Annotated in this window: 23 protein-coding genes; 13 read left to right on the plus strand and 10 right to left on the minus strand. The window is 55.4% G+C overall.

Going from position 1 to position 25,490, the window contains the following annotated elements; all coding sequences use genetic code 11:
* Position 1: 1 nt before the first annotated feature.
* The 8 genes from IM282_RS14455 to phoU all read left to right on the plus strand — a co-directional run bounded on the left by IM282_RS14455 (position 2) and on the right by phoU (position 8,869).
* Complete coding sequence (locus IM282_RS14455; RefSeq protein ID WP_006177560.1) at positions 2 to 421, plus strand: F0F1 ATP synthase subunit epsilon; 420 nt, start codon at positions 2 to 4, stop codon at positions 419 to 421.
* 138 nt (positions 422 to 559) lie between these two features.
* A complete protein-coding gene (glmU, locus tag IM282_RS14460) occupies positions 560 to 1,930 on the plus strand; it encodes a bifunctional UDP-N-acetylglucosamine diphosphorylase/glucosamine-1-phosphate N-acetyltransferase GlmU (protein WP_023298943.1) in 1,371 nt (456 codons plus the stop codon).
* 240 nt (positions 1,931 to 2,170) lie between these two features.
* Positions 2,171 to 4,000, plus strand: a complete 1,830-nt coding sequence (glmS, locus tag IM282_RS14465) for a glutamine--fructose-6-phosphate transaminase (isomerizing) (protein ID WP_032626716.1) — start codon at positions 2,171 to 2,173, stop codon at positions 3,998 to 4,000.
* A gap of 278 nt (positions 4,001 to 4,278) precedes the next feature.
* A complete protein-coding gene (gene pstS / locus IM282_RS14470; RefSeq protein ID WP_022649876.1) occupies positions 4,279 to 5,319 on the plus strand; it encodes a phosphate ABC transporter substrate-binding protein PstS in 1,041 nt (346 codons plus the stop codon).
* Positions 5,320 to 5,446: 127 nt separating this feature from the next.
* Entirely contained in the window at positions 5,447 to 6,406 is a 960-nt protein-coding gene (pstC, locus tag IM282_RS14475) for a phosphate ABC transporter permease PstC (protein WP_022649877.1), read from the plus strand.
* On the plus strand, positions 6,406 to 7,296 hold the full coding sequence (gene pstA, locus IM282_RS14480) for a phosphate ABC transporter permease PstA (protein WP_022649878.1): 891 nt from the start codon (positions 6,406 to 6,408) through the stop codon (positions 7,294 to 7,296). Before pstC ends, pstA begins: the two co-directional genes overlap by 1 nt.
* A gap of 47 nt (positions 7,297 to 7,343) precedes the next feature.
* Positions 7,344 to 8,117, plus strand: coding sequence for a phosphate ABC transporter ATP-binding protein PstB (gene pstB, locus IM282_RS14485; RefSeq protein ID WP_003861154.1), 774 nt, complete (start codon positions 7,344 to 7,346; stop codon positions 8,115 to 8,117).
* Positions 8,118 to 8,143: 26 nt separating this feature from the next.
* Positions 8,144 to 8,869: a phosphate signaling complex protein PhoU gene (phoU, locus tag IM282_RS14490; RefSeq protein ID WP_003861153.1), complete on the plus strand. Its 726-nt coding sequence runs from the start codon at positions 8,144 to 8,146 to the stop codon at positions 8,867 to 8,869.
* A gap of 85 nt (positions 8,870 to 8,954) precedes the next feature.
* Here phoU and yieH read toward each other — a convergent pair whose 3' ends face one another.
* Positions 8,955 to 9,620 carry a 6-phosphogluconate phosphatase gene (gene yieH, locus IM282_RS14495; protein WP_022649879.1) on the minus strand — a complete coding sequence of 222 codons (666 nt, stop codon included), beginning with the start codon at positions 9,618 to 9,620 and terminating at the stop codon, positions 8,955 to 8,957.
* 165 nt (positions 9,621 to 9,785) lie between these two features.
* On the opposite strand from yieH, the gene adeP reads away from it, so the two are divergent.
* The gene (adeP, locus tag IM282_RS14500) at positions 9,786 to 11,123 is read left to right on the plus strand and encodes an adenine permease AdeP (RefSeq protein WP_139152660.1); all 1,338 of its coding nucleotides are present in this window, start codon (positions 9,786 to 9,788) and stop codon (positions 11,121 to 11,123) included.
* 91 nt (positions 11,124 to 11,214) lie between these two features.
* Here adeP and IM282_RS14505 read toward each other — a convergent pair whose 3' ends face one another.
* The 9 genes from IM282_RS14505 to rpmH all read right to left on the minus strand — a co-directional run bounded on the left by IM282_RS14505 (position 11,215) and on the right by rpmH (position 18,734).
* The gene (locus IM282_RS14505; protein ID WP_022649881.1) at positions 11,215 to 11,781 is read right to left on the minus strand and encodes an NADPH-dependent FMN reductase; all 567 of its coding nucleotides are present in this window, start codon (positions 11,779 to 11,781) and stop codon (positions 11,215 to 11,217) included.
* Positions 11,782 to 11,817: 36 nt separating this feature from the next.
* On the minus strand, positions 11,818 to 12,564 hold the full coding sequence (locus IM282_RS14510; RefSeq protein ID WP_023298947.1) for a 4'-phosphopantetheinyl transferase superfamily protein: 747 nt from the start codon (positions 12,562 to 12,564) through the stop codon (positions 11,818 to 11,820).
* A 122-nt stretch (positions 12,565 to 12,686) separates the two neighbouring features.
* Entirely contained in the window at positions 12,687 to 13,658 is a 972-nt protein-coding gene (gene yidZ, locus IM282_RS14515; protein WP_022649883.1) for an HTH-type transcriptional regulator YidZ, read from the minus strand.
* Positions 13,627 to 14,802, minus strand: a complete 1,176-nt coding sequence (locus tag IM282_RS14520; protein WP_032677160.1) for an MFS transporter — start codon at positions 14,800 to 14,802, stop codon at positions 13,627 to 13,629. The genes yidZ and IM282_RS14520 overlap by 32 nt, the downstream gene beginning before the upstream one ends.
* A gap of 111 nt (positions 14,803 to 14,913) precedes the next feature.
* Positions 14,914 to 16,278, minus strand: coding sequence for a tRNA uridine-5-carboxymethylaminomethyl(34) synthesis GTPase MnmE (gene mnmE, locus IM282_RS14525; protein ID WP_058677089.1), 1,365 nt, complete (start codon positions 16,276 to 16,278; stop codon positions 14,914 to 14,916).
* Between the two features lie 72 nt (positions 16,279 to 16,350).
* Entirely contained in the window at positions 16,351 to 17,994 is a 1,644-nt protein-coding gene (gene yidC / locus IM282_RS14530) for a membrane protein insertase YidC (RefSeq protein ID WP_023298949.1), read from the minus strand.
* Positions 17,995 to 17,996: 2 nt separating this feature from the next.
* The gene (gene yidD / locus IM282_RS14535; protein ID WP_001307474.1) at positions 17,997 to 18,254 is read right to left on the minus strand and encodes a membrane protein insertion efficiency factor YidD; all 258 of its coding nucleotides are present in this window, start codon (positions 18,252 to 18,254) and stop codon (positions 17,997 to 17,999) included.
* Complete coding sequence (gene rnpA, locus IM282_RS14540) at positions 18,218 to 18,577, minus strand: ribonuclease P protein component (protein WP_006808764.1); 360 nt, start codon at positions 18,575 to 18,577, stop codon at positions 18,218 to 18,220. Before rnpA ends, yidD begins: the two co-directional genes overlap by 37 nt.
* Before the next feature lie 16 nt (positions 18,578 to 18,593).
* Positions 18,594 to 18,734 carry a 50S ribosomal protein L34 gene (gene rpmH, locus IM282_RS14545; RefSeq protein ID WP_000831330.1) on the minus strand — a complete coding sequence of 47 codons (141 nt, stop codon included), beginning with the start codon at positions 18,732 to 18,734 and terminating at the stop codon, positions 18,594 to 18,596.
* A gap of 638 nt (positions 18,735 to 19,372) precedes the next feature.
* Between rpmH and dnaA the strand changes: the two genes are divergently transcribed.
* The 4 genes from dnaA to gyrB are packed head-to-tail and all read left to right on the plus strand — an operon-like array spanning position 19,373 to position 25,385.
* Positions 19,373 to 20,767: a chromosomal replication initiator protein DnaA gene (dnaA, locus tag IM282_RS14550; protein ID WP_003861124.1), complete on the plus strand. Its 1,395-nt coding sequence runs from the start codon at positions 19,373 to 19,375 to the stop codon at positions 20,765 to 20,767.
* A 4-nt stretch (positions 20,768 to 20,771) separates the two neighbouring features.
* Complete coding sequence (gene dnaN, locus IM282_RS14555; RefSeq protein ID WP_003861122.1) at positions 20,772 to 21,872, plus strand: DNA polymerase III subunit beta; 1,101 nt, start codon at positions 20,772 to 20,774, stop codon at positions 21,870 to 21,872.
* Positions 21,872 to 22,945 (plus strand): DNA replication/repair protein RecF, encoded by a 1,074-nt coding sequence (gene recF / locus IM282_RS14560; protein ID WP_022646527.1) that lies wholly within the window; start codon positions 21,872 to 21,874, stop codon positions 22,943 to 22,945. Before dnaN ends, recF begins: the two co-directional genes overlap by 1 nt.
* A gap of 28 nt (positions 22,946 to 22,973) precedes the next feature.
* On the plus strand, positions 22,974 to 25,385 hold the full coding sequence (gene gyrB, locus IM282_RS14565; RefSeq protein WP_023305131.1) for a DNA topoisomerase (ATP-hydrolyzing) subunit B: 2,412 nt from the start codon (positions 22,974 to 22,976) through the stop codon (positions 25,383 to 25,385).
* Positions 25,386 to 25,490 lie beyond the last annotated feature (105 nt).

The raw sequence follows: 25,490 nt of genomic DNA on the forward strand, positions 1-25,490 counted from the left end.
TATGGCAATGACTTACCACCTGGACGTCGTCAGCGCAGAGCAACAAATGTTCTCTGGTCTGGTCGAGAAAATCCAGGTAACGGGTAGTGAAGGTGAACTGGGTATTTTCCCGGGTCACGCACCGCTGCTCACCGCCATTAAGCCTGGTATGATCCGCATCGTTAAACAGTTCGGTCATGAAGAGTTTATCTATCTGTCCGGCGGCATTCTTGAAGTGCAGCCAGGCAGTGTGACCGTTCTGGCCGATACCGCTATTCGTGGCCAGGATCTCGACGAAGCGCGAGCCCTGGAATCGAAGCGTAAGGCTGAAGAGCACATTAGCAGCTCTCATGGTGACGTGGATTACGCTCAGGCGTCTGCGGAGCTGGCCAAAGCGATCGCGAAACTGCGCGTTATCGAGTTGACCAAAAAAGCGATGTAACACCGGCTTGAAAAGCACAAAAGCCAGTCTGGATCCCAGGCTGGCTTTTTTTTTCGGCCTTAATTCATGATGAAAAAGATGTAGAATTTTAAGCATCAAACGTTTTTACTTCTCACACAAACTACCGTCAGGATGCGTATGTTAAACAGTGCGATGAGCGTGGTGATCCTTGCTGCAGGCAAAGGTACCCGCATGTATTCCGATCTGCCTAAAGTGCTCCACACACTGGCAGGAAAGCCAATGGTGCAGCATGTTATTGATGCAGCTAATGAATTAGGCGCCAGCCAGGTGCATCTGGTTTATGGACATGGCGGCGATCTGCTGAAAAAAACGCTGCGTGACGACAATCTCAACTGGGTGCTACAGGCAGAACAGCTGGGTACGGGTCATGCAATGCAGCAGGCTGCACCCTTCTTCGCTGATGATGAAGACATCCTGATGCTCTACGGCGACGTCCCGCTGATCTCCGTTGAAACCCTCACTCGCCTGCGTGAAGCCAAACCGCAGGGTGGCATTGGGTTGTTAACCGTCGTGCTGGACGATCCAACCGGCTATGGCCGCATTACGCGTGAAAACGGCAAGGTAACCGGGATTGTTGAGCATAAAGATGCCACTGACGAACAGCGTCAGATTCAGGAGATCAACACCGGCATCCTGATTGCGAACGGTGCGGATATGAAGCGCTGGCTGTCCAAACTCAATAATAACAACGCGCAGGGTGAATACTACATCACCGACATCATTGCGATGGCGTACCAGGAAGGGCGTGAGATTGCTGCCGTTCATCCGGCGCGTATCAGCGAAACGGACGGGGTAAACAACCGTCTACAGCTGTCACGCCTGGAGCGTATTTACCAGTCCGAGCAGGCAGAAAAACTGTTGCTGGCGGGCGTTATGCTGCGCGATCCGGCGCGTTTCGATCTGCGTGGCACGCTGACCCACGGGCGCGACGTTGAAATAGATACTAACGTTATCCTGGAAGGTAACGTCACGCTGGGCAACCGCGTCAAAATCGGCACCGGCTGTGTGATTAAAAACAGCGTGATCGGTGACGACTGCGAAATCAGCCCGTACAGCGTGGTGGAAGATGCCCATCTTGAGGCGGCATGTACCATTGGCCCGTTTGCGCGTCTGCGCCCGGGCGCTGAGCTGCTGGAAGGCGCTCATGTAGGTAACTTCGTGGAAATGAAAAAAGCACGTCTCGGTAAAGGCTCGAAAGCCGGTCATCTGACCTATCTGGGCGATGCGGAAATTGGCGACAACGTAAACATCGGTGCAGGGACGATTACCTGTAACTATGACGGTGCCAATAAGTTTAAAACCATCATCGGTGATGACGTGTTTGTAGGTTCCGATACCCAGCTGGTGGCGCCTGTTACCGTGGGCAAAGGCGTGACCATTGCCGCCGGGACAACCGTTACGCGCGATGTGGCCGAGAACGAGCTGGTGTTAAGCCGCGTTCCGCAGGTCAGTAAGCAGGGCTGGAAACGCCCGGTGAAGAAAAAGTAACGACAATATACACCCCTCACCCTGACCCTCTCCCCATAGGGGAGAGGGGAACTGAATGGTGCGGTTTTCACCCTCTCCCCTATGGGGAGAGGGCTGGGGTGAGGGGATAACATAATCCTCCCCCCACCAGCAGTACCCATAAAAATAACCCCACTCTCTACAAGGCTCGGGGTGCCCGGAAAGGGCAAATACAGGTCAGCGACAACGCATGGCATAACGCCATAATCAGGAAATCTAACTATGTGTGGAATTGTTGGCGCAGTTGCGCAGCGTGATATTGCTGAAATCCTTCTCGAAGGTTTACGTCGTCTGGAATACCGTGGTTATGACTCAGCCGGTCTGGCTGTCGTCGATGCAGAAGGTCATATGACCCGTCTGCGTCGTCTCGGTAAAGTGCAGATGCTGGCCCAGGCGGCGGAGGAACATCCGCTGCACGGTGGCACCGGTATTGCGCATACCCGCTGGGCGACTCACGGTGAGCCATCTGAAGGCAACGCACACCCGCATGTGTCTGAACACATTGTGGTGGTGCATAACGGCATTATCGAAAACCACGAACCGCTGCGTGAAGAACTGAAAGCGCGCGGCTATACCTTCGTCTCTGAAACCGACACCGAAGTGATTGCTCACCTGGTGCACTGGGAGCTGGCACAGGGCGGTACACTGCGTGATGCGGTGCTGCGCGCTATCCCTCAGCTGCGTGGTGCTTACGGTACGGTGATCATGGATTCCCGTGACCCGTCCACGCTGCTGGCCGCGCGTTCCGGTAGCCCGATGGTGATTGGTCTGGGCATGGGTGAAAACTTTATCGCTTCCGACCAGCTGGCGCTGCTGCCGGTTACCCGTCGCTTTATCTTCCTGGAAGAGGGCGACATTGCCGAGGTGACACGTCGCAGCGTGACCGTATTCGACACGAAAGGCGAGCAGGTTAAGCGCCAGGAAATCGAATCAAACCTGCAATACGACGCGGGCGACAAAGGTGCTTATCGTCACTACATGCAGAAAGAGATCTACGAACAGCCAAACGCCATTAAAAACACCCTGACCGGGCGCATCAGCCATGGTGAAGTGGATCTGAGCGAGCTGGGCGCCAATGCCAACGAAATGCTGAGCAAAGTCGAGCACATTCAGATCGTGGCCTGCGGTACCTCTTACAACTCCGGTATGGTCTCTCGCTACTGGTTTGAATCCCTGGCGGGCGTGCCGTGCGACGTCGAAATCGCATCTGAGTTCCGCTATCGTAAATCCGCTGTGCGCCGTAACAGCCTGATGATCACTCTTTCCCAGTCTGGCGAAACGGCCGATACCCTGGCGGCGCTGCGTCTGTCTAAAGAGTTGGGTTACCTGGGTTCGCTGGCCATCTGTAACGTACCGGGCTCCTCGCTGGTGCGTGAATCCGATCTGGCGCTGATGACTAAAGCGGGCACCGAAATCGGCGTCGCTTCCACCAAAGCGTTCACCACGCAGCTGACCGTTCTGCTGATGCTGGTGGCGAAGCTGGCGCGTCTGAAAGGCGAAGATGCTTCCGTTGAGCATGACATCGTTCACGGTCTCCAGGCGCTGCCGAGCCGTATCGAGCAGATGCTGTCTCAGGACAAGCGCATTGAGGCGCTGGCTGAAGATTTCTCTGATAAGCACCACGCTCTGTTCCTGGGCCGTGGCGATCAGTACCCTATCGCGCTGGAAGGCGCGCTGAAGCTGAAAGAGATCTCCTACATCCACGCGGAAGCCTACGCGGCAGGCGAGCTGAAACATGGCCCGCTGGCGCTGATCGATGCGGATATGCCAGTTATCGTGGTGGCACCTAACAACGAACTGCTGGAAAAACTGAAATCTAACATCGAAGAGGTGCGCGCCCGTGGTGGTGTACTGTACGTCTTTGCGGATAAAGATGCCGGTTTTGCCAGCAGCGACAACATGCACATCATCGAGATGCCGCATGTGGAAGAGGTGATTGCGCCGATCTTCTACACCGTACCGCTGCAACTACTGGCTTACCACGTCGCGCTGATCAAAGGCACCGACGTTGACCAGCCGCGAAATCTGGCGAAGTCCGTTACCGTAGAATAATCCTTCCAGGCTCCGCCATCCGGTGGAGCCTTTTTTTATGACAATCCGTCATTTTCAGCTATTTTATCAGTGTCACATAAAGAAAATATTACTGAAAACAAGCTGTCATAATAATCATTAAGCTTATGATTTATTTATGGATTTTTGCTTAATTTTAAGTGAAATTTTCTTTGTCATAAAACTGTCATATTTCGTACATTTATCTGTCACCTGTTTGTCCTATTTTGCTCATCGTAGCCACTTAAACAATGATTTACGAAATCCTTGCAGGAGACATTATGAAAGTTATGCGTACCACTGTCGCAACTGTTGTCGCCGCGACCTTATCTCTGAGCGCTTTCTCTGCTTTCGCAGCAGCAAGCCTGACTGGCGCTGGTGCAACCTTCCCTGCGCCGGTGTATGCCAAATGGGCGGATACCTACCAGAAAGAGACCGGTAACAAGGTCAACTATCAGGGTATCGGCTCCTCCGGTGGCGTAAAACAAATTACCGCGAATACCGTTGATTTCGGCGCATCCGACGCTCCGCTGTCTGATGAGAAACTGAATCAGGAAGGCCTGTTCCAGTTCCCGACCGTGATCGGCGGCGTTGTGCTGGCTGTTAACATCCCTGGCCTGAAATCAGGCGAGCTGGTGCTGGACGGCAAAACCCTGGGTGATATCTATCTGGGCAAAATCAAAAAATGGGATGACGAAGCCATCACGAAACTGAACCCGGGCGTTAAGCTGCCTTCGCAGAATATCGCGGTGGTTCGTCGTGCTGACGGCTCTGGTACCTCTTTCGTGTTCACCAGCTACCTGGCGAAAGTGAACGAAGAGTGGAAATCTAAAGTCGGTTCCGGCTCTACCGTTAACTGGCCAACCGGTCTGGGCGGTAAAGGCAACGACGGTATCGCTGCCTTCGTACAGCGTCTGCCTGGCTCTATCGGCTACGTAGAGTACGCCTACGCTAAGCAGAACAACCTGGCTTACACCAAACTGGTTTCTGCTGACGGCAAACCGGTTAGCCCGACCGAAGAGAACTTCGCTAACGCCGCAAAAGGCGCTGACTGGAGCAAATCCTTCGCGCAGGACCTGACCAACCAGAAAGGCGACGATGCATGGCCTATCACGTCTACCACCTTCATTCTGGTCCACAAAGAGCAGAAGAAGCCTGAGCAGGGTGCTGAAGTGCTGAAGTTCTTTGACTGGGCATACAAAAACGGCGGCAAACAGGCGAATGACCTGGATTACGCCAGCCTGCCAGACAGCGTGGTTGAGCAGATCCGTGCTGCATGGAAAACCAACGTGAAAGACAGCAGCGGTAAAGCGCTGTACTAACAGGATATTTTTGACGAAGATGGCGGGTGGCGCGCAGCGATCCCGCCCTACGGTTCATCCTGTAGGCCCGGTAAGCGTCAGCGCCACCGGGCATATTCGTAAGACGTCTCATAAAGAAGAGTAATTTATGGCTGCAACCAAGCCTGCATTTAACCCTCCGGGTAAAAAAGGTGACATGATTTTCAGCGCGCTGGTGAAACTGGCTGCGCTGATTGTGCTATTGCTGCTGGGCGGCATTATCGTGTCCCTCATTTTCTCCTCCTGGCCGAGCATTCAAAAATTTGGTTTCGCCTTCCTGTGGACCAAAGAGTGGGATGCGCCGAACGATATCTACGGTGCGCTGGTGCCGATTTACGGCACGCTGGTGACCTCTTTTATCGCTCTGCTGATTGCGGTGCCGGTAAGCTTCGGTATTGCCCTGTTCCTGACGGAGTTGGCACCAGGCTGGCTGCGACGTCCGCTGGGTATCGCCATTGAACTGCTGGCGGCCATCCCAAGTATCGTTTACGGCATGTGGGGCCTGTTTATCTTTGCTCCGCTGTTTGCGACGTACTTCCAGGAGCCGGTGGGTAATGTTCTCTCCGCCGTTCCGTTTGTGGGGGCCCTGTTCTCTGGCCCGGCATTCGGTATCGGTATTCTGGCGGCTGGCGTGATACTCGCCATCATGATTATTCCGTACATTGCGGCGGTCATGCGCGATGTCTTCGAACAAACCCCGGTGATGATGAAAGAGTCGGCCTACGGCATCGGCTGCACCACCTGGGAGGTTATCTGGCGCATCGTCCTTCCGTTCACCAAAAATGGGGTGATCGGCGGCATCATGCTGGGCTTAGGCCGCGCGCTGGGTGAAACCATGGCGGTGACCTTTATCATCGGCAACACCTACCAGCTCGACAGCGTGTCGCTCTACATGCCGGGGAACAGTATTACCTCTGCGCTGGCGAACGAATTTGCCGAAGCGGAATCCGGGCTGCACGTCGCAGCGCTGATGGAACTAGGCCTGATCCTGTTTGTTATTACCTTTATTGTGCTGGCTATCTCCAAGCTGATGATTATGCGTCTGGCTAAAAACGAGGGGGCACGCTAATGGCGACTCTCGACATGCAAAACACCGCTCAGCTTGCGGAATCTCGTCGTAAAATGCAGTCAAAGCGCCGGATTAAAAACCGCATTGCGCTGACGCTTTCCATGGCCACGATGGCGTTCGGCCTGTTCTGGCTGATCTGGATCCTGATGTCCACCATCACCCGTGGTATTGATGGAATGTCCCTGGCGCTGTTCACCGAGATGACGCCGCCGCCAAACACGGCGGGTGGTGGTCTGGCAAACGCCCTGGCGGGCAGCGGCCTGCTGATCCTGTGGGCGACCGTTTTCGGTACGCCGTTGGGCATCATGGCGGGTATCTATCTGGCGGAGTATGGCCGCAAGTCCTGGATCGCTGAAGTCATCCGCTTTATTAACGACATTCTGCTTTCTGCCCCGTCGATTGTGGTAGGTCTGTTTGTTTACACCATCGTGGTGGCGCAAATGGAACACTTCTCCGGCTGGGCGGGTGTGATTGCGCTGGCGCTGTTGCAGGTGCCTATCGTTATTCGTACCACTGAAAACATGCTGAAACTGGTGCCGGACAGCCTGCGTGAAGCGGCTTACGCACTGGGCACGCCGAAATGGAAAATGATTTCGGCGATCACCCTGAAAGCGTCCGTCTCGGGGATCATGACCGGTATCCTGCTGGCTATCGCCCGTATCGCTGGTGAAACCGCACCGCTGCTGTTTACCGCCCTCTCCAACCAGTTCTGGAGTACGGACATGATGCAGCCGATCGCCAACCTGCCGGTGACGATCTTTAAATTTGCGATGAGCCCATTCGCGGAATGGCAGCAGCTGGCCTGGGCCGGGGTGCTGATCATCACCCTTTGCGTACTGTTGCTGAACATTCTGGCGCGCGTCATTTTCGCGAAGCAGAAACACGGTTAAATTTTTGCGGCGCGGCACATCGCGGCGCCGAATGAGGAAATGAGTCAATGAGTATGGTTGATACTGCCCCGGGTAAGATTCAGGTTCGTGATTTGAACTTCTACTACGGCAAATTCCATGCCCTGAAGAATATCAACCTGGATATCGCGAAGAACCAGGTCACGGCATTTATCGGTCCGTCTGGCTGTGGTAAATCCACGCTGCTGCGCACCTTTAACAAAATGTATTCGCTCTATCCGGAGCAGCGCGCAGAAGGTGAAATTCTGCTGGACGGTGACAACATCCTGACCAATACCCAGGATATCGCCCTGCTGCGTGCGAAAGTGGGGATGGTGTTCCAGAAACCCACGCCGTTCCCGATGTCGATCTATGACAACATCGCCTTTGGTGTGCGTCTGTTTGAGAAGCTCTCCCGTGCGGATATGGACGAGCGCGTGCAGTGGGCATTGACCAAGGCCGCATTATGGAACGAAACCAAAGATAAACTTCACCAGAGCGGGTACTCTCTCTCCGGTGGACAGCAGCAGCGTCTGTGCATTGCGCGCGGTATCGCCATTCGCCCGGAAGTCTTGCTGCTGGATGAGCCGTGCTCAGCCCTTGACCCGATCTCAACCGGGCGTATCGAAGAGCTGATCACCGAGCTGAAGCAGGATTACACCGTGGTGATCGTCACTCACAACATGCAGCAGGCTGCCCGTTGTTCTGACCACACGGCGTTTATGTACCTGGGCGAGTTGATTGAGTTCAGCGATACGGACGCGCTGTTCACCCGTCCTGCGAAGAAACAAACCGAAGATTATATTACTGGCCGCTACGGTTGATTTGCCTTAGTGCATGTGGAGAAACCATGGACAACCTCAATCTTAATAAACACATTTCCGGCCAGTTTAACGCAGAGCTGGAAAGCATTCGCACCCAGGTGATGACCATGGGCGGCATGGTCGAGCAGCAGCTTTCTGATGCGATTACGGCAATGCACAACCAGGACAGCGAGCTGGCGAAGCGCGTTATCGAAGGCGATCACAACGTCAATATGATGGAAGTCGCCATCGACGAAGCGTGCGTGCGCATCATTGCCAAGCGTCAGCCAACCGCGAGCGACCTGCGTCTGGTAATGGCGATCATCAAAACTATCGCCGAGCTGGAGCGTATTGGTGACGTGGCGGATAAAATCTGCCGCACCGCGCTGGAGAAATTCTCCCAGCAGCACCAGCCGCTGCTGGTGAGCCTGGAGTCTCTCGGTCGCCACACCGTGCAGATGCTGCACGATGTGCTGGACGCTTTCGCGCGCATGGATCTGGACGAAGCGGTCCGTATCTACCGTGAAGATAAGAAAGTTGACCAGGAATACGAAGGCATAGTGCGTCAGCTAATGACCTACATGATGGAAGATTCCCGTACCATTCCAAGCGTGCTGACCGCGCTGTTCTGCGCGCGCTCAATTGAGCGTATTGGCGACCGCTGCCAGAACATTTGCGAATACATCTTCTACTTCGTGAAGGGACAGGATTTCCGTCACGTGGGCGGCGACGAGCTGGACAAGCTGCTGGCGGGTAAAGATCCGAAAGAGTGATATGTGTGGCGGGTGGCGCTATCGCTTACCCGCCCTACAATCCTTGTAGGCCGGATAAGCGTTAGCGCCATCCGGCTTTGTTTTTTCAGCGAGTAATATCCCACCCGCGCGCCTTCCACAGTTCCGGCAGCTGCGCCAGGTCTGTAAAGGTCGTCACTTTTGGATGATCGATCGGCTTGTTGTGCGGATCGGCGCAGAAGTAAAACACCTCCATCCCCGCATCAATCCCCGACTGCGCGCCCGCAGACGAGTCATCCACCAGGATGCAGTTCTCCACGTTGACGTTCATCGCCTTCGCCGCGTGGAACATCAATGCCGGATCCGGCTTCCAGCGCTGGATATCGTAGCCGCTGAACAGTTTTTCCGGGAAGTGGTGCAACATGTCCAGCTTGCCGAGTGAGTGCTGCATTTTGCTGACCGGGCCGTTAGAGACCACGCAGATCGGCACCGTCATCGCATCCAGCAGCGCGTTAGCGCCGGCGATAACTTCCAGCTCGGCGTCGAAGAGGCGTGCGACCTCGGCGCGGTACACCGGTTCCAGATCCGCTTTCGCCAGATCCACCCCGTGCTCTTCGTTAATGATGTCGATGATCTCGTACAGCTTCACGCCCTTAAAGCGTTTAAACACCTCTTCGAGATCGAGCGTAATGCCAAATTCCTGGAACATGGCGACATACGCGCGGGAACAAATGACCTCACTGTCGACCAGCGTACCGTCACAGTCGAAAAATACCGCTTCAATTCCGGACATGCCTTTCCCTTTTAACAAGTTTAACGTTTACGTACGACAGTTTAACGAGACGCAATCGTTGCCGTATAAGCAAAATCAATGAAAAAAGTATCCCGTAACCGCCACTATTGTCGCATTTTGGTATAGGATAGCGACGAATTTTCCCTCCTTGTTCGGAAATTGATGATGAGTCAACAACACACTACCCAGACATCTGGTCAGGGGCTGCTTGAGCGCGTGTTCAAACTGCGCGAGCACGGCACAACGGCACGCACCGAAGTGATCGCCGGTTTTACTACCTTCCTGACGATGGTCTATATCGTTTTCGTTAACCCGCAAATTCTGGGCGTGGCTGGCATGGACACCAGCGCCGTCTTTGTTACCACCTGTCTGATCGCGGCGCTTGGCAGCATCCTGATGGGCGTTTTCGCTAATCTGCCCGTGGCGTTGGCCCCGGCAATGGGTCTGAATGCGTTCTTTGCGTTCGTGGTGGTTCAGGCGATGGGCCTGCCGTGGCAGGTCGGGATGGGCGCTATTTTCTGGGGCGCGGTCGGCCTGCTGCTGCTGACCATCTTCCGTGTGCGCTACTGGATGATTGCGAACATTCCCGTGAGCCTGCGCGTGGGTATCACCAGCGGTATCGGTCTGTTTATCGGCATGATGGGGCTGAAAAACGCTGGCGTAATCGTGGCGAACCCGGAAACGCTGGTGAGTATTGGTAACCTGACCTCTCACAGCGTGCTGCTGGGCGTGCTGGGCTTCTTTATTATCGCGATCCTGGCGTCGCGTAACATTCACGCTGCGGTGCTGGTCTCTATCATCGTGACCACGCTGCTGGGCTGGATGCTGGGTGACGTGCATTACAGCGGTATTGTCTCTGCGCCACCGAGCGTTTCTACCGTGATTGGTCACGTTGATCTGGCGGGCTCGCTGAACCTGGGTCTGGCCGGAGTGATTTTCTCCTTCATGCTGGTCAACCTGTTTGACTCCTCCGGTACGCTGATTGGCGTGACGGACAAAGCGGGTCTGGCGGACGAGAAAGGCAAATTCCCGCGCATGAAGCAGGCGCTGTATGTGGATAGCATCTCGTCCGTTGCGGGTTCTTTCATCGGCACCTCGTCTGTTACCGCTTACATTGAATCCTCTTCCGGCGTGTCCGTGGGCGGCCGTACTGGCCTGACGGCGGTAGTCGTGGGTCTGCTGTTCCTGCTGGTGATCTTCCTCTCTCCGCTGGCGGGGATGGTGCCACCGTACGCGGCAGCTGGCGCGCTGATCTACGTCGGCGTGCTGATGACCTCGAGCCTGGCGCGCGTGAAGTGGGAAGATCTGACGGAAGCCGTTCCGGCGTTTATTACCGCGGTGATGATGCCGTTCAGCTTCTCGATCACCGAAGGTATCGCGCTGGGCTTTATCTCGTACTGTGTGATGAAGATCGGTACCGGCCGTTTCCGCGAACTCAGCCCGTGCGTGATGATTGTGGCGCTGCTGTTTGTGCTCAAGATTGTGTTTATTGACGCGCACTAAGGTGCGGTTTGTGGTGTCAGGTGGCGCTTCGCTTACCTGACCTACTGACGAGTGTAGGCCCGGTAAGCGCTAGCGCCACCGGGCTTTTTTATCAGGTTTTAACCCGCTTAATATAATCCCCAAACGCAGTCAGCTGACCAGAGAGATGGTCACGCGTACTCTGATCCACCACTTCACCCGTCTGCGGGTCGACTTTGTTCTGAATCACGCCGCCCATAAATTCCGGCTTGTTCATCACCATCGCATCCAGGAACACCAGGATCTGTCGCAGGTGATACTGGCAGCGCGCACCGCCGATGGCGCCCATTGAGCTGGTCTGGATCAGCACCGGTTTGCCTGACAGCGGCTGCTCCGGTAAACGGGATAACCAGTCAATCGCGTTCTTCAGACCACCCGGAACCGAGTAGTTATATTCTGGCGTTACAATCACTACACCATCAGCCTGACGGATCTGCTCGGCTATCGCCTCCACGCTGTGCGGGAACCCTTCTTCCTGCTGAACGTCAGCATCATAAAGCGGGATGTCGCCAATAGACGGCAGGGCGCTGATCTCCATTCCCGCAGGCGCCAGCTGTGGCAGCGTGCGCGCTACCATCCCGTTAAACGAACCTTTGCGCAGGCTTCCCAGTAACGTAACAACTTTCAACGTATCAGACATGATTACTCCTGTTTCATCATGATGACCCTGGACGGATCAGCTATGGGTGTATGCTTTTTCTGCCGGTAAACTGGTTAATCGCATCAGGCGCGCGGCGGGCTCGTTGGCGCGCTCAGGTACATCCGGAAGACTACGCCAACCGCGAATACTGTCAAACTCCCAGATTTTCAGCCGTTCGATGGCGGGGCTCACCGCAACGGACCAGATCAACACGTCCTCAGCGTCGCTGAGCGCCTCTACCAGCGAGGCTTTCGCGGCACGCAGGCGTCCGGAGCCGGGAAGCAGCTGCAACAGGCTGGCGTCGTCTGATGCCGCGCCGCTCAGTTTACGGATGCTCTGGCGAAGGGTGATGAGCTGCGCTCTGGCTTCAACGGGATCGTTCTGGTTACGTATCCACAGCTTTTCATTGCTGGAGAGCGGGTATTCATCGAGCGCGTTAGCACCATGGAAGCTGCGCGTGACGCGTTGCAGCTCCATATCCAGGCCGCAATCACCTTCAGTCGTCAGCGCGACGCCAACAATGTTGCCGGTATACGCAATGGAAAAATGGGGGAGTGCCGGGTCCGCAAAAACCGGGCGACCTTCTGGCTGGGTGAGTATGTCCGGTAATTCGCTGGTGCCGTACAGCATAAAAAGCAGTTCTGCGAGGAGCGCTCTGGAAGCTAAAAACCGCGTCCTGCGGTGTTCAGGTAGTTTGAGCGCCTCACTGTGACAGGCTGAAGAAATTCTGGCCGATACGAGATGCCCTTCCGTTAATGTTCCTCGTGCAAAGTGCGTAGCCATTTTTCGCTCCCTGATAATGGTCGTAGTCGGTTAAACGGTTACATGATTATCGCTTAACTCAGCTTCTGTTTTAATCAGTAAATAGAAATAAGAGAAGCCTGAGGACCGAACTTTACATTATCTTAGGCAAAAACCTGACCTGGCGCGGTATACAGGGCTTTTATAGTTTCGCGCAGCCAGATAATTTTTGGATTATGGCTGTTCCGCTTATGCCAGATTAGCGTAAAGGGTACGGTCAGCTTTTCTGCCTGCGCCTCATCGATGGGAATGGGAAGGCAGACCAGATTACGCTGGTGGAGTTGATTGTAGTGATGGCAGTAGTAGGGCGCAGTGGCAATGTAGTTGTGGTCCGGCTGAGCCGCCATAAACATCGACTGTTCAAAGCCGGGCAGGCTCATGGCGACGTTGCGCTCGCGGCCCATCTCTTTTAGCACTTCATCAAGCGCCCAGGTATCGCTGCGCTCCCAGAAGATGCTGATATGCGGGTAGCGCAGAAACGTCTCAAGGTTCCACGCTTCGTGAAGTGCCGGATGATCTTCTCGCAGATAGACGCACGGACGGTCGCTGAACAGGATTTCGTAGTCAATAAACCACGGCATCAGCTTTAGCAGCTCGCGGGAGCGCGGGTGCGTTTCGCGGCCGGTAAAACCGAGATCGACCTCTCCGCGCGTAATGGCGTCCAGCGAATCATAATCCCACTGGCGCAACTTCACCGTCGCCTGTGGGTAGCGCTCATTCACCTGCTCCAGCAGGGTGTTGAAGCGAATCAGCATCAGCGGCGTTTCGGCGGCGAGCACAAACTTGAGCCCGCCTGGAGAGCTATGGTGGAATTTATCGACGATCTGATTGCCAATCTGCATCCAGTCGGCCAGATCCTGTTCCAGACTCACCGTTAGCGGCGTGGGCAGTAGCCCTAAAGGCGTTTTCACAAACAGCGGATCGTCGAACCAGTCGCGCAGCTTCGCCAGCGATTTACTCACTGCGGACGGCGTCACGTTCATTCGCTTCGCGGCTTTGGTGACGCTGCGCTCCTGCAACAACAACTGCAGGCAAAGTAAAAGATTAAGATCGAGACTGCTGATGGGCTTCTTCATAGTGCGCCGCGGGCTGGATGACCATAAGTAAGGTAATGCAGAGTATGCTACAGCCAATCAGAACCCCGATCAGCATATTCAGCGCGTTAAGGCCGATCACCGCCGCCAGCCAAATCCACAGCGACGAACCGCAGACCTGCGCAATGCCCAGCACCGAGCTTGCCACGCCTGCCCGCAGTGAGAACGGGCCAAGCGCCTGACTCATCGCCACGCCGAAGCCGCCGGAGAATCCGGCGCAGATCAGGGTCATACCCACCAGCATCAGCGCATGTGAGGTGGCGGTCGCCAGAATCACGCCTGCGGCGAGAAACAGCGTCTGTGAAGTGAGCATCAGCGTGCGCTGGCGGAAGATATTGAGCGCAAAGGGCATCGAGAATGAAACTGCCATGCTGACCATCGCATTGAGCGCCATCACCGTCGAATACTCACCGCGATCGAAGCCTATCGTCTCCATCAGTAACACCGGGGAAACGTTTACATAGGTGAGGATCACCGCCACGCTGAGCGTGATGATGGCCAGGCGGCTCAGGAAAAAGCGATTCAGAAGCTTTTCAGCCGGATGAATGGTAGCAGCGTGGTGCGTCTGCTGCGAACCGGGATGGGTCTCTTTCAACACCGTCACGGACAGTATAAAGACGATGGCGCCCATTGTGGCCATGGTCCAGAAAAGGCTCTGCCACGGAAATTTCAGCATGATCAGGTAGCCTACAACCGGTGCCAGCACCGGGATGATGCAGGTAATGCCGTTCAGCATCGACAGCACCCTGGCGCGGCGCTGGGCGCTGAGGGTATCGCGCAGAATGGCAAACGCCACCACGTAACAGCCGCCTGCGCCAATGCCCTGGATAAAGCGCCCTGACAGGAACATTGTGCTTTCCTGAGCCATTGAACACAGTACCGATGCCAGCGTAAAGATAACCGCCCCCGTAATGGCGACGGGTTGACGGCCGGCTCTGTCCGCGATTTTCCCGGCAAATACCATCGACGACGCCATTCCCGCGAGGTAGGCCGAAAACGCGATGTGCAGTTGCGCCTCGCTGGCACCCAGATCGCGGGCAATATGCGGTAGCCCCACCAGATACATATCAATGCCGGACGGATACAGCAGAACTAATGCGAAACTACAAAACAGAAAACGAGCCATAAATCCCCCATAGATGCAGGCAAGCAGGATAGGGGGCATGGGGGGATTAAGCGAGTTGCCATTGGGACAATGGTGATTTCCCTGGAGGAAATCACCATGTTCTATCGGGAATTACTTACCAATACAGAAGCTCGAGAAAATCCGTCCCAGCAGATCGTCCGACGTAAACTCCCCGGTGATCTCGCTCAGATTCTGCTGTGCCAGACGCAGCTCTTCCGCCAGCAGTTCACCCGCCCACGCGCCGATCAGCTGCGCTTTGCCCTGGTCAAGATGGCGTGCCGCCTCTTCCAGCGCCTGCAGGTGACGGCGACGCGCCAGGAAGCCGCCTTCCATGCTGGTATCAAAGCCCATGCTCTGCTTGAGATGGTTACGCAGGTCGTCCACGCCTTCACCGGTCCGCGCCGACAGGCGGATCAGTGAGTGACCATTCACATCGCTGATACCGAGCGTTTCGCCGGTAACGTCGGCCTTATTGCGCACCACGGTGATCGGCAGTTTGGCCGGGAGACGGGCGATAAAGTCTGGCCAGATTTCTGCCGGGTCAACGGCGTCGGTTGTGGTTCCGTCCACCATAAACAGCACGCGGTCGGCCTGCTCGATCTCCTGCCAGGCGCGTTCGATACCGATACGCTCGACTTCATCGCTCGCATCGCGAAGGCCAGCGGTGTCGATGATGTGCAGCGGCATGCCGTCGATATGGATATGCTCGCGCAGGACGTCGCGGGTAGTGCCGGCTATGTCGGTCACGATCGCCGCTTCACGGCCCGCCAGGGCGTTCAGCAGGCTTGATTTCCCGGCGTTGGGGCGACCAGCAATCACCACCTTCATGCCCTCACGCAGCAGGCTGCCCTGGCGCGCTTCGGCGCGAACGGCATCCAGATCGTTCATCACCTGGTTGAGCTGGGCTTCGATTTTGCCGTCAGAAAGGAAGTCAATCTCCTCGTCCGGGAAGTCGATAGCCGCTTCAACATAGATTCGCAGGTGAGTAAGTGCTTCCACAAGGTGATTCACGCGTGCGGAAAATGCCCCCTGCAACGAGTTCAGCGCGGAGCGGGCTGCCTGTTCGGAACTGGCGTCGATCAGGTCGGCAATCGCTTCGGCCTGAGCCAGGTCGAGCTTATCGTTCAGGAAGGCACGCTCGGAGAACTCACCCGGCTTCGCAATGCGCAGGCCAGGCAGGGTCAGAATACGTTTTAACAGCAGGTCGAGGATCACCGGGCCGCCGTGACCCTGAAGCTCCAGCACGTCTTCGCCAGTAAAAGAGTTTGGGCCGGGGAACCACAGCGCAATGCCCTGGTCCAGCGAGGTGCCGTCGGCATCTTTAAATGGCAGATAATCAGCGTAGCGCGGCTTTGGCAGTTTACCCAGCACCGCTTCGGCCACCTCACGCGCCTTCAGGCCGGAGATGCGCAGAATGCCTACACCACCGCGTCCCGGTGGGGTTGCCTGGGCGACGATAGTGTCGTTATGGCTCATGGTTGCTCTCGTTCAATACAAATAAAAAAGGCGGTCAATCGACCGCCCTTATTTTAGCGTTAAGTTACCGAATCAGGACTTTTTCTTTTCGCGGCTATGCAGGCCACGTTTTTCCAGACCACGGTAAATCAGCTGCTGCTGGATGATGGTCACCAGGTTGCTGACGATATAGTACAGCACCAGACCTGACGGGAACCACAGGAAGAACACGGTGAAGATGACCGGCATAAAGGTCATGATCTTCTGCTGCATCGGGTCAGTCACGGTGGTCGGAGACATCTTCTGGATGAAGAACATCGTCACGCCCATCAGGATCGGCAGGATGTAGTACGGGTCCTGTGCGGACAGGTCATGGATCCACAGGGCGAACGGCGCGTGGCGCAGCTCAACGGAACCCATCAGCATGTAGTACAGCGCAAGGAAGATTGGCATCTGAATCAGCAGCGGGAAGCAACCACCCAGTGGGTTCACTTTTTCTGCTTTATACAGGGCCATCATCTCCTGGCTCTGACGCTGTTTGTCATCGCCCAGACGCTCACGCATAGCCTGAATCTTCGGCTGTAGCATACGCATCTTCGCCATGGAGGTGTACTGCGCTTTAGTCAGCGGGTACATGATGCCACGAACGATAAAGGTGATAACGATGATGGAGAAGCCCCAGTTACCCAGGAAGCTGTGGATGAACTTCAGCAGCTTAAACAGCGGCTGAGAGATGAACCACAACCAACCGTAATCAACGGTCAGATCCAGGTGCGGCGCAACGGCAGCCATTTTGTCCTGGATTTCCGGGCCGACCCACAGGGTGCTTGCCAGCTTACCGGTTTGACCCGGCTGCACCAGAACCGGCTGAGATTTGTAGCCGATGGCTGCAATACCGTTGCCGAGGTTCGCGGTGTAGAAGTTGTTCGTACCGTCGTTATTCGGTACCCACGCCGTCGCGAAATACTGTTGCAGCATTGCGACCCAACCGCCTTTAGAGCTGACGTTCAGGTTTTCGTTATCGGCAATGGTGTCGAATTTGTATTTCTCGTACTTGGTATCTGGCGTGGAGTAAGCCGCGCCACGGAAGGTATGCAGCGCAAAGTTGCTGCTTCCGGTGTCACGGTGAGACGGCAGATTGATGGACTGCTTCAGCTGACCAAAGGTAGAGATTTCCAGCGGTTTCGCACCGGTGTTCTGTACGCTGTAGCCCACGTTCACCGCATATTCACCGCGTTTCAGGGTGAAGGTTTTGGTGAAGGTGTTGCCTGCCGCGTCGGTGTAGGTCATCGGAATAACCAGTTCGTTCTGACCATCAGCCAGCACAAAGGTGTCATTCTCGACGTTATACAGTGGACGCGCACCGTTCGCCGGGTTATCCGGGCCATCACGACCGGTCAGGCCGCTCTGTGCCTGGTAGATAAACTCAGGCGTGGTTTCCAGTAACTGGAACGGTTCGGTAGACTTCAGCTCTTTCGGGTAGGTCAACAGCAGCGCCTGCTCAACATCACCACCACGGGTGTTGATAGTCAGCTCAAGCACATCGGTCTTAACCGTAATCTGTTTCCCCTGGCCACTGGCCGGTACGCCCTGGTCGGCGGCGCTACCCGCTGCGGTGGTCGTGGTCTGCGTGGTCTGCTGCTGGGGTTGAGGATTTTTATCCTGCTCCCATGCCTGCCAGATCATGAAAGACACGAACAACAAAGCGATGATAAGAAGATTGCGTTGCGAATCCATCGTTAGTGTTCTCTGGTATCAAAAGGTCCTGGAGGGACGGGGTCGTCTCCACCTGGGTGTAAAGGGTGGCATTTTAATACGCGTTTCACCGTCAACCAACTGCCTTTTATCACTCCAAACCTGCGCAATGCCTCAATTCCGTAGCTTGAGCATGTTGGCGTGAAACGGCAATGTGGCCCGAGTAGCGGACTAATCAGGCGTTGATAGACCCGAATGAGGGCTATCAGGACCCGCGAGCCAGGCGACAGTGGCGGCGCCATAATTTTTCCAACGCTTCCGAGAGAGCACGGTTATCGAGGTCGGCAACCCCTTTTTTAGCCACCACCACGAAATCCATTGAAGGCAGTTCGTGCTGACGTAAACGGAAGCTTTCACGCGTCAGACGTTTAATCCGGTTGCGTTCATGCGCACGCTTAACGTTTTTCTTGGCGACTGTGAGACCGATGCGGGGATGCCCCAGCGAATTTTGGCGGCCGAGGATGGTGATTTGCGGCGTGCCAGCCCGTAGTGGCTGCTGGAAGACGAAAGTGAAATGAGTGGGAGTTAACAAACGTAACTCCCTGGGAAATGCGAGCTTAACCACTCAGGGGTTAGCTTTATTACTTGGAAACGGTCAGACGAGCGCGGCCTTTAGCACGACGACGTGCCAGAACCTGACGACCATTTTTAGTAGCCATACGAGCACGGAAGCCGTGAGAACGGTTGCGCTTCAGTACAGACGGTTGAAAAGTGCGTTTCATGGCGATTTCTACCTAAACTTGAATAAATTCACTGACTTTTGCGTATACCCGAACGAGATTCGAACGACTAACGCCTCAGCGTGGGTGATTAAAGAGGCCGGATTGTAATAATTGTACACTCCGGAGTCAATTCTCTTTCCTTAAATCCCTGCGTATTTCCGCACGATTTCGCGTGGAAAATGAGCAACGAACGACGCAGGAAGATGAGCATCACGCGCCGGGTCGAGGATTATACGGGCTCGCCAACAAAGCGCAAGGATCCTCCTGGATCTTCGTTAGATCATTTAAGCCCAAAATTGTCTGTGCTCATTAAATTTTCCAATATGCGGCCTAAATCGCGAGGCACTCGCGTCAGGATCGTTTACACTTACCCGATTCCGGATCTTCCTGTGGATAAATCGGGAAGAATCTGTGAGAAACAGAAGATCTCTGGCTCAGTTTAGGCTATGATCCGCGGTCCTGATCGGGATCCAGCGATCCTGGCCGGGCATAAACACAACATCGTTCAGGCTCTATCAACGATAGCGTGTATAACCGCAGATAGCGGTTCGCACATCACCCTGATGGGGTCATGTCGATGTGCGCCAACAATCATGAATATTCAATAGTTTTCTTTTATTGTTCGAGTGGAGTCCGCCGTGTCACTTTCGCTTTGGCAGCAGTGTCTTGCCCGATTGCAGGATGAGTTACCAGCCACAGAATTCAGTATGTGGATCCGCCCATTGCAGGCGGAACTGAGCGATAACACGCTGGCTTTGTACGCGCCAAACCGTTTCGTGCTCGATTGGGTAAGGGATAAATACCTTAATAACATCAATGGACTGCTGAACGATTTCTGCGGGTCAGATGCCCCACAGCTGCGTTTTGAAGTGGGCACAAAGCCGGTCACCCAAACCGTTCGTGAAGTTGTCAATGTGGCAGCCCCTGCACAGGCGGCGCCCGCTCCAGCGCCTCGCGTTGCACCGGCTCGTCAGGGCTGGGATAACGTTCCGGCCCCCGCTGAGCCTACCTACCGCTCAAATGTTAACGTGAAACACACGTTCGATAACTTCGTCGAAGGTAAGTCGAACCAGCTGGCGCGCGCGGCGGCCCGCCAGGTTGCCGATAATCCCGGTGGTGCTTACAACCCGCTGTTCCTTTATGGCGGCACGGGTCTCGGTAAAACGCACCTGCTGCATGCGGTGGGCAACGGCATTATGGCGCGTAAGCCCAATGCCAAAGTAGTGTATATGCACTCCGAACGCTTCGTTCAGGACATGGTAAAAGCCCTGCAAAACAATGCGATCGAAGAGTTTAAACGCTACTACCGTTCCGTTGATGCGCTGCTGATCGATGACATCCAGTTCTTTGCCAATAAAGAACGATCGCAGGAAGAGTTTTTCCACACCTTTAACGCCCTGCTGGAAGGCAATCAGCAGATCATTTTGACCTCGGATCGTTATCCAAAAGAGATCAACGGCGTTGAAGATCGTCTCAAATCCCGCTTCGGCTGGGGCCTGACCGTGGCGATCGAGCCGCCGGAGCTGGAAACCCGCGTCGCGATCCTGATGAAAAAAGCCGACGAGAACGACATTCGCCTGCCGGGTGAAGTGGCGTTCTTTATTGCCAAGCGCCTGCGTTCCAACGTTCGTGAGCTGGAAGGGGCACTGAACCGCGTTATCGCCAACGCCAATTTTACCGGTCGTGCGATCACCATCGATTTTGTGCGTGAAGCGCTGCGCGATTTGTTGGCATTGCAGGAAAAACTGGTCACCATCGACAATATTCAGAAGACGGTGGCTGAGTACTACAAGATCAAAGTGGCAGATTTACTGTCTAAACGTCGTTCCCGCTCGGTGGCGCGTCCGCGTCAGATGGCGATGGCGCTGGCAAAAGAGCTCACCAACCACAGCCTGCCGGAAATCGGTGATGCGTTTGGTGGCCGTGACCATACGACCGTGCTGCACGCCTGTCGCAAGATTGAGCAGTTACGCGAAGAAAGCCACGACATAAAAGAAGATTTTTCCAATTTAATCAGAACATTATCATCGTGACGCTATGAAATTTACCGTTGAACGTGAACATTTATTAAAACCGCTGCAACAGGTGAGTGGCCCATTAGGCGGCCGCCCTACGCTGCCTATTCTTGGAAACCTGCTGCTTCAGGTCGCTGACGGTACGCTGTCGCTGACCGGCACAGATCTGGAAATGGAAATGATCGCGCGCGTTACGCTGACTCAGCCGCACGACGCGGGCGCGACCACGGTTCCGGCACGTAAATTCTTTGATATTTGCCGTGGGCTGCCGGAAGGCGCTGAAATCGCCGTGCAACTGGAGGGCGACCGCATGCTGGTGCGCTCTGGCCGCAGCCGTTTCTCCCTCTCCACGCTGCCCGCTGCGGACTTCCCGAACCTGGATGACTGGCAGAGCGAAGTTGAATTTACCCTGCCGCAGGCGACGATGAAGCGTCTGATTGAAGCCACGCAGTTCTCCATGGCGCATCAGGACGTTCGTTACTACTTAAACGGCATGCTGTTCGAAACCGAAGGTGAAGAGCTGCGTACCGTGGCTACAGACGGTCACCGTCTGGCGGTCTGTTCCATGCCGATTGGCGATTCACTGCCAAACCATTCGGTGATCGTACCGCGTAAAGGCGTAATTGAACTGATGCGTATGCTCGACGGCGGCGACACCCCGCTGCGCGTGCAGATCGGTAGCAACAATATTCGTGCCCACGTGGGCGATTTTGTCTTCACATCGAAGCTGGTAGACGGACGTTTCCCGGATTATCGCCGCGTATTGCCGAAGAACCCGGACAAAACGCTGGAGGCGGGTTGCGACATCCTCAAGCAGGCGTTCGCGCGCGCCGCTATTCTCTCCAACGAGAAATTCCGCGGCGTACGTCTGTACGTGAGTGAAAACCAGATCAAAATCACCGCCAACAACCCGGAGCAGGAAGAGGCAGAAGAGATTCTGGACGTCACCTACGCCGGGGCTGAGATGGAAATCGGCTTCAACGTCAGCTATGTGCTGGATGTGCTGAATGCACTGAAATGCGAGAACGTTCGCATCCTGCTGACTGACTCCGTTTCGAGCGTACAGATTGAAGATGCCGCATCACAGTCGGCTGCTTATGTTGTCATGCCAATGAGACTGTAATGTCGCTCACCCGTCTGTTGATCCGCGACTTTCGCAACATCGAGAGCGCGGATCTCGCTTTATCCCCTGGCTTTAATTTCCTGGTTGGCGCGAACGGCAGCGGCAAAACCAGCGTGCTGGAAGCCATCTATACGCTCGGTCATGGCCGGGCGTTTCGCAGTTTGCAGATTGGTCGCGTAATTCGCCACGAGCAGGATGCGTTTGTGCTGCATGGGCGCTTGCAGGGCGCCGAGCGGGAAACCGCCATCGGCCTGACCAAAGACAAGCAGGGCGACAGCAAGGTGCGCATCGACGGCACCGACGGCCACAAGGTGGCGGAGCTGGCACTGCTGATGCCGATGCAGCTGATTACGCCGGAGGGGTTTACTTTACTCAACGGCGGCCCCAAATACAGAAGAGCGTTCCTCGACTGGGGATGCTTTCACAATGAAGCCGGTTTCTTTAACGCCTGGAGCAATCTGAAGCGTCTGCTTAAACAGCGTAACGCCGCATTGCGCCAGGTCACGCGCTACGCCCAGCTGCGTCCGTGGGACATGGAATTAATTCCTCTTGCGGAACAAATCAGCCGCTGGCGTGCCGAATACAGCGCAGGTATCGCCGAAGACATGGCCGATACCTGCAAACAGTTTTTACCCGAGTTCTCTCTCACCTTCTCTTTCCAGCGTGGCTGGGAAAAAGAGACGGATTATGCCGAGGTGTTAGAGAGAAGCTTCGAGCGCGATCGCATGTTGACCTACACCGCGCACGGCCCGCACAAGGCGGATTTCCGCATTCGTGCCGACGGTGCGCCGGTGGAAGACACGCTGTCGCGCGGGCAGTTGAAGCTCCTGATGTGCGCGCTGCGCCTGGCGCAGGGGGAATTCCTCACCCGCGAAAGTGGGCGACGCTGCCTGTACCTGATAGATGATTTTGCCTCGGAACTTGACGACGCGCGGCGCGGGCTACTTGCCAGCCGCTTAAAAGCCACGCAGTCGCAGGTTTTCGTCAGCGCCATTAGCGCTGAACACGTTATGGACATGTCGGACGAAAATTCGAAGATGTTTACCGTGGAAAAGGGTAAAATAACGGATTAACCCAAGTTGAAATGAGCGAGAAACGTTGATGTCGAATTCTTATGACTCCTCCAGTATCAAAGTCCTGAAAGGACTGGATGCGGTGCGTAAGCGCCCGGGTATGTATATCGGCGACACGGATGACGGCACCGGTCTGCACCACATGGTATTCGAGGTGGTAGATAACGCTATCGACGAAGCGCTCGCGGGTCACTGTAAAGACATCGTGGTCACGATCCATGCGGACAACTCCGTGTCCGTTACCGATGACGGTCGTGGCATCCCAACCGGTATTCACCCGGAAGAGGGCGTATCTGCTGCGGAAGTTATCATGACCGTTCTGCACGCAGGCGGTAAGTTCGATGATAACTCCTATAAAGTTTCCGGCGGTCTGCACGGCGTAGGCGTATCCGTAGTAAACGCCCTGTCGCAGAAGCTGGAGCTGGTTATCCAGCGCGAAGGCAAAATTCACCGCCAGATTTACACCCATGGTGTGCCGCAGGCACCGCTGGCCGTTACCGGTGATACCGACAAAACCGGTACCATGGTGCGTTTCTGGCCGAGCCTTGAAACCTTCACCAACGTCACCGAATTCGAGTACGAGATCCTGGCGAAACGCCTGCGTGAACTGTCGTTCCTGAACTCCGGCGTGTCGATTCGACTGCGCGACAAACGCGACAACAAAGAAGACCACTTCCACTACGAAGGCGGTATCAAGGCGTTCGTTGAGTATCTGAACAAGAACAAAACGCCAATTCACCCGAATATCTTCTACTTCTCTACTGAAAAAGACGGTATCGGCGTGGAAGTGGCACTGCAGTGGAACGATGGTTTCCAGGAAAACATCTACTGCTTTACCAACAACATTCCACAGCGCGACGGCGGTACGCACCTTGCGGGCTTCCGCGCGGCGATGACCCGTACCCTGAACGCCTACATGGACAAAGAAGGCTACAGCAAAAAAGCGAAAGTCAGCGCCACCGGTGACGATGCCCGTGAAGGCCTGATTGCCGTGGTCTCCGTGAAGGTGCCGGATCCGAAATTCTCCTCACAGACCAAAGACAAGCTGGTCTCTTCTGAGGTGAAATCGGCGGTTGAACAGCAGATGAACGAACTGCTGAGCGAATACCTGCTGGAAAACCCGTCCGACGCGAAAATCGTGGTGGGTAAAATTATCGATGCGGCGCGTGCCCGTGAAGCGGCGCGTAAAGCCCGTGAAATGACCCGCCGTAAAGGCGCGCTGGACCTGGCAGGCCTGCCGGGCAAACTGGCTGACTGCCAGGAACGCGATCCGGCGCTTTCTGAACTGTACCTTGTGGAAGGGGACTCCGCGGGCGGTTCTGCAAAGCAGGGCCGTAACCGCAAGAACCAGGCGATTCTGCCGCTGAAGGGTAAAATCCTTAACGTTGAGAAAGCGCGCTTCGACAAGATGCTCTCTTCTCAGGAAGTGGCGACGCTCATCACCGCGCTCGGCTGCGGCATCGGTCGCGACGAGTACAACCCGGACAAACTGCGCTATCACAGCATCATCATCATGACCGATGCGGACGTCGACGGCTCGCACATTCGTACGCTGCTGTTGACCTTCTTCTATCGTCAGATGCCGGAAATCGTTGAGCGCGGCCACGTCTACATTGCCCAGCCGCCGCTGTATAAAGTGAAGAAAGGCAAGCAGGAACAGTACATTAAAGATGACGAGGCGATGGATCAGTACCAAATCGCGATCGCCCTTGATGGTGCGACCCTGCACGCAAACTCCAGCGCGCCAGCGCTGGCCGGTGAACCGCTGGAGCGTCTGGTCTCCGAGTTCAACGCCACGCAGAAAATGATTGGCCGTATGGAGCGTCGCTATCCGAAAGCGCTGCTGAAAGAGCTGATTTATCAGCCGACCCTGACCGAAGCCGATCTGAGCAACGAGCAGACCGTCACCCGCTGGGTGAACACCCTGGTGAGCGAGCTGAACGAGAAAGAGCAGCACGGCAGCCAGTGGAAGTTTGACGTTCAGCAGAACGCTGAGCAGCAGTTCGAGCCGATTGTTCGCGTGCGTACCCACGGCGTCGATACCGACTACCCGCTGGAGCACGAGTTTGTTACCGGTCCGGAATACCGCCGTATCTGCACCCTCGGCGAGAAGCTGCGTGGTCTGATCGAAGACGACGCGTTTATCGAACGTGGCGAGCGTCGTCAGCCGGTAGCCAGCTTCGAACAGGCGCTGGAGTGGCTGGTGAAAGAGTCCCGTCGTGGCCTCTCTATTCAGCGTTATAAAGGCCTGGGCGAAATGAACCCGGACCAGCTGTGGGAAACCACCATGGATCCGGAAAGCCGTCGCATGCTGCGCGTCACCGTTAAAGACGCAATCGCAGCGGATCAGCTGTTCACTACCCTGATGGGTGACGCGGTTGAACCACGTCGCGCCTTCATCGAAGAGAACGCCCTGAAAGCGGCGAATATCGATATTTAACGGTTGTTTTTGTGGGGCTCATTCCAAATGATGTCTCATAAAGAATGCAGTCGGCTAATAACAAAAAAGAGAGTGACATGATGTCACTCTCTTTTTTTTACTTAT

Source organism: Enterobacter cloacae complex sp. P29RS (assembly GCF_014893445.1).
GTDB lineage: Bacteria > Pseudomonadota > Gammaproteobacteria > Enterobacterales > Enterobacteriaceae > Enterobacter > Enterobacter intestinihominis.

Excerpts from the sequence above, each read along its gene's own strand:
- IM282_RS14455 (WP_006177560.1), top strand. The coding sequence starts at position 2 with ATGGCAATGACTTACCACCTGGACGTCGTCAGCGCAGAGCAACAAATG.
- glmU (WP_023298943.1), top strand. The coding sequence starts at position 560 with ATGTTAAACAGTGCGATGAGCGTGGTGATCCTTGCTGCAGGCAAAGGT.
- glmS (WP_032626716.1), top strand. The coding sequence starts at position 2,171 with ATGTGTGGAATTGTTGGCGCAGTTGCGCAGCGTGATATTGCTGAAATC.
- pstS (WP_022649876.1), top strand. The coding sequence starts at position 4,279 with ATGAAAGTTATGCGTACCACTGTCGCAACTGTTGTCGCCGCGACCTTA.
- pstC (WP_022649877.1), top strand. The coding sequence starts at position 5,447 with ATGGCTGCAACCAAGCCTGCATTTAACCCTCCGGGTAAAAAAGGTGAC.
- pstA (WP_022649878.1), top strand. The coding sequence starts at position 6,406 with ATGGCGACTCTCGACATGCAAAACACCGCTCAGCTTGCGGAATCTCGT.
- pstB (WP_003861154.1), top strand. The coding sequence starts at position 7,344 with ATGAGTATGGTTGATACTGCCCCGGGTAAGATTCAGGTTCGTGATTTG.
- phoU (WP_003861153.1), top strand. The coding sequence starts at position 8,144 with ATGGACAACCTCAATCTTAATAAACACATTTCCGGCCAGTTTAACGCA.
- yieH (WP_022649879.1), bottom strand. The coding sequence starts at position 9,620 with ATGTCCGGAATTGAAGCGGTATTTTTCGACTGTGACGGTACGCTGGTC.
- adeP (WP_139152660.1), top strand. The coding sequence starts at position 9,786 with ATGAGTCAACAACACACTACCCAGACATCTGGTCAGGGGCTGCTTGAG.
- IM282_RS14505 (WP_022649881.1), bottom strand. The coding sequence starts at position 11,781 with ATGTCTGATACGTTGAAAGTTGTTACGTTACTGGGAAGCCTGCGCAAA.
- IM282_RS14510 (WP_023298947.1), bottom strand. The coding sequence starts at position 12,564 with ATGGCTACGCACTTTGCACGAGGAACATTAACGGAAGGGCATCTCGTA.
- yidZ (WP_022649883.1), bottom strand. The coding sequence starts at position 13,658 with ATGAAGAAGCCCATCAGCAGTCTCGATCTTAATCTTTTACTTTGCCTG.
- IM282_RS14520 (WP_032677160.1), bottom strand. The coding sequence starts at position 14,802 with ATGGCTCGTTTTCTGTTTTGTAGTTTCGCATTAGTTCTGCTGTATCCG.
- mnmE (WP_058677089.1), bottom strand. The coding sequence starts at position 16,278 with ATGAGCCATAACGACACTATCGTCGCCCAGGCAACCCCACCGGGACGC.
- yidC (WP_023298949.1), bottom strand. The coding sequence starts at position 17,994 with ATGGATTCGCAACGCAATCTTCTTATCATCGCTTTGTTGTTCGTGTCT.
- yidD (WP_001307474.1), bottom strand. The coding sequence starts at position 18,254 with ATGGCGCCGCCACTGTCGCCTGGCTCGCGGGTCCTGATAGCCCTCATT.
- rpmH (WP_000831330.1), bottom strand. The coding sequence starts at position 18,734 with ATGAAACGCACTTTTCAACCGTCTGTACTGAAGCGCAACCGTTCTCAC.
- dnaN (WP_003861122.1), top strand. The coding sequence starts at position 20,772 with ATGAAATTTACCGTTGAACGTGAACATTTATTAAAACCGCTGCAACAG.
- recF (WP_022646527.1), top strand. The coding sequence starts at position 21,872 with ATGTCGCTCACCCGTCTGTTGATCCGCGACTTTCGCAACATCGAGAGC.
- gyrB (WP_023305131.1), top strand. The coding sequence starts at position 22,974 with ATGTCGAATTCTTATGACTCCTCCAGTATCAAAGTCCTGAAAGGACTG.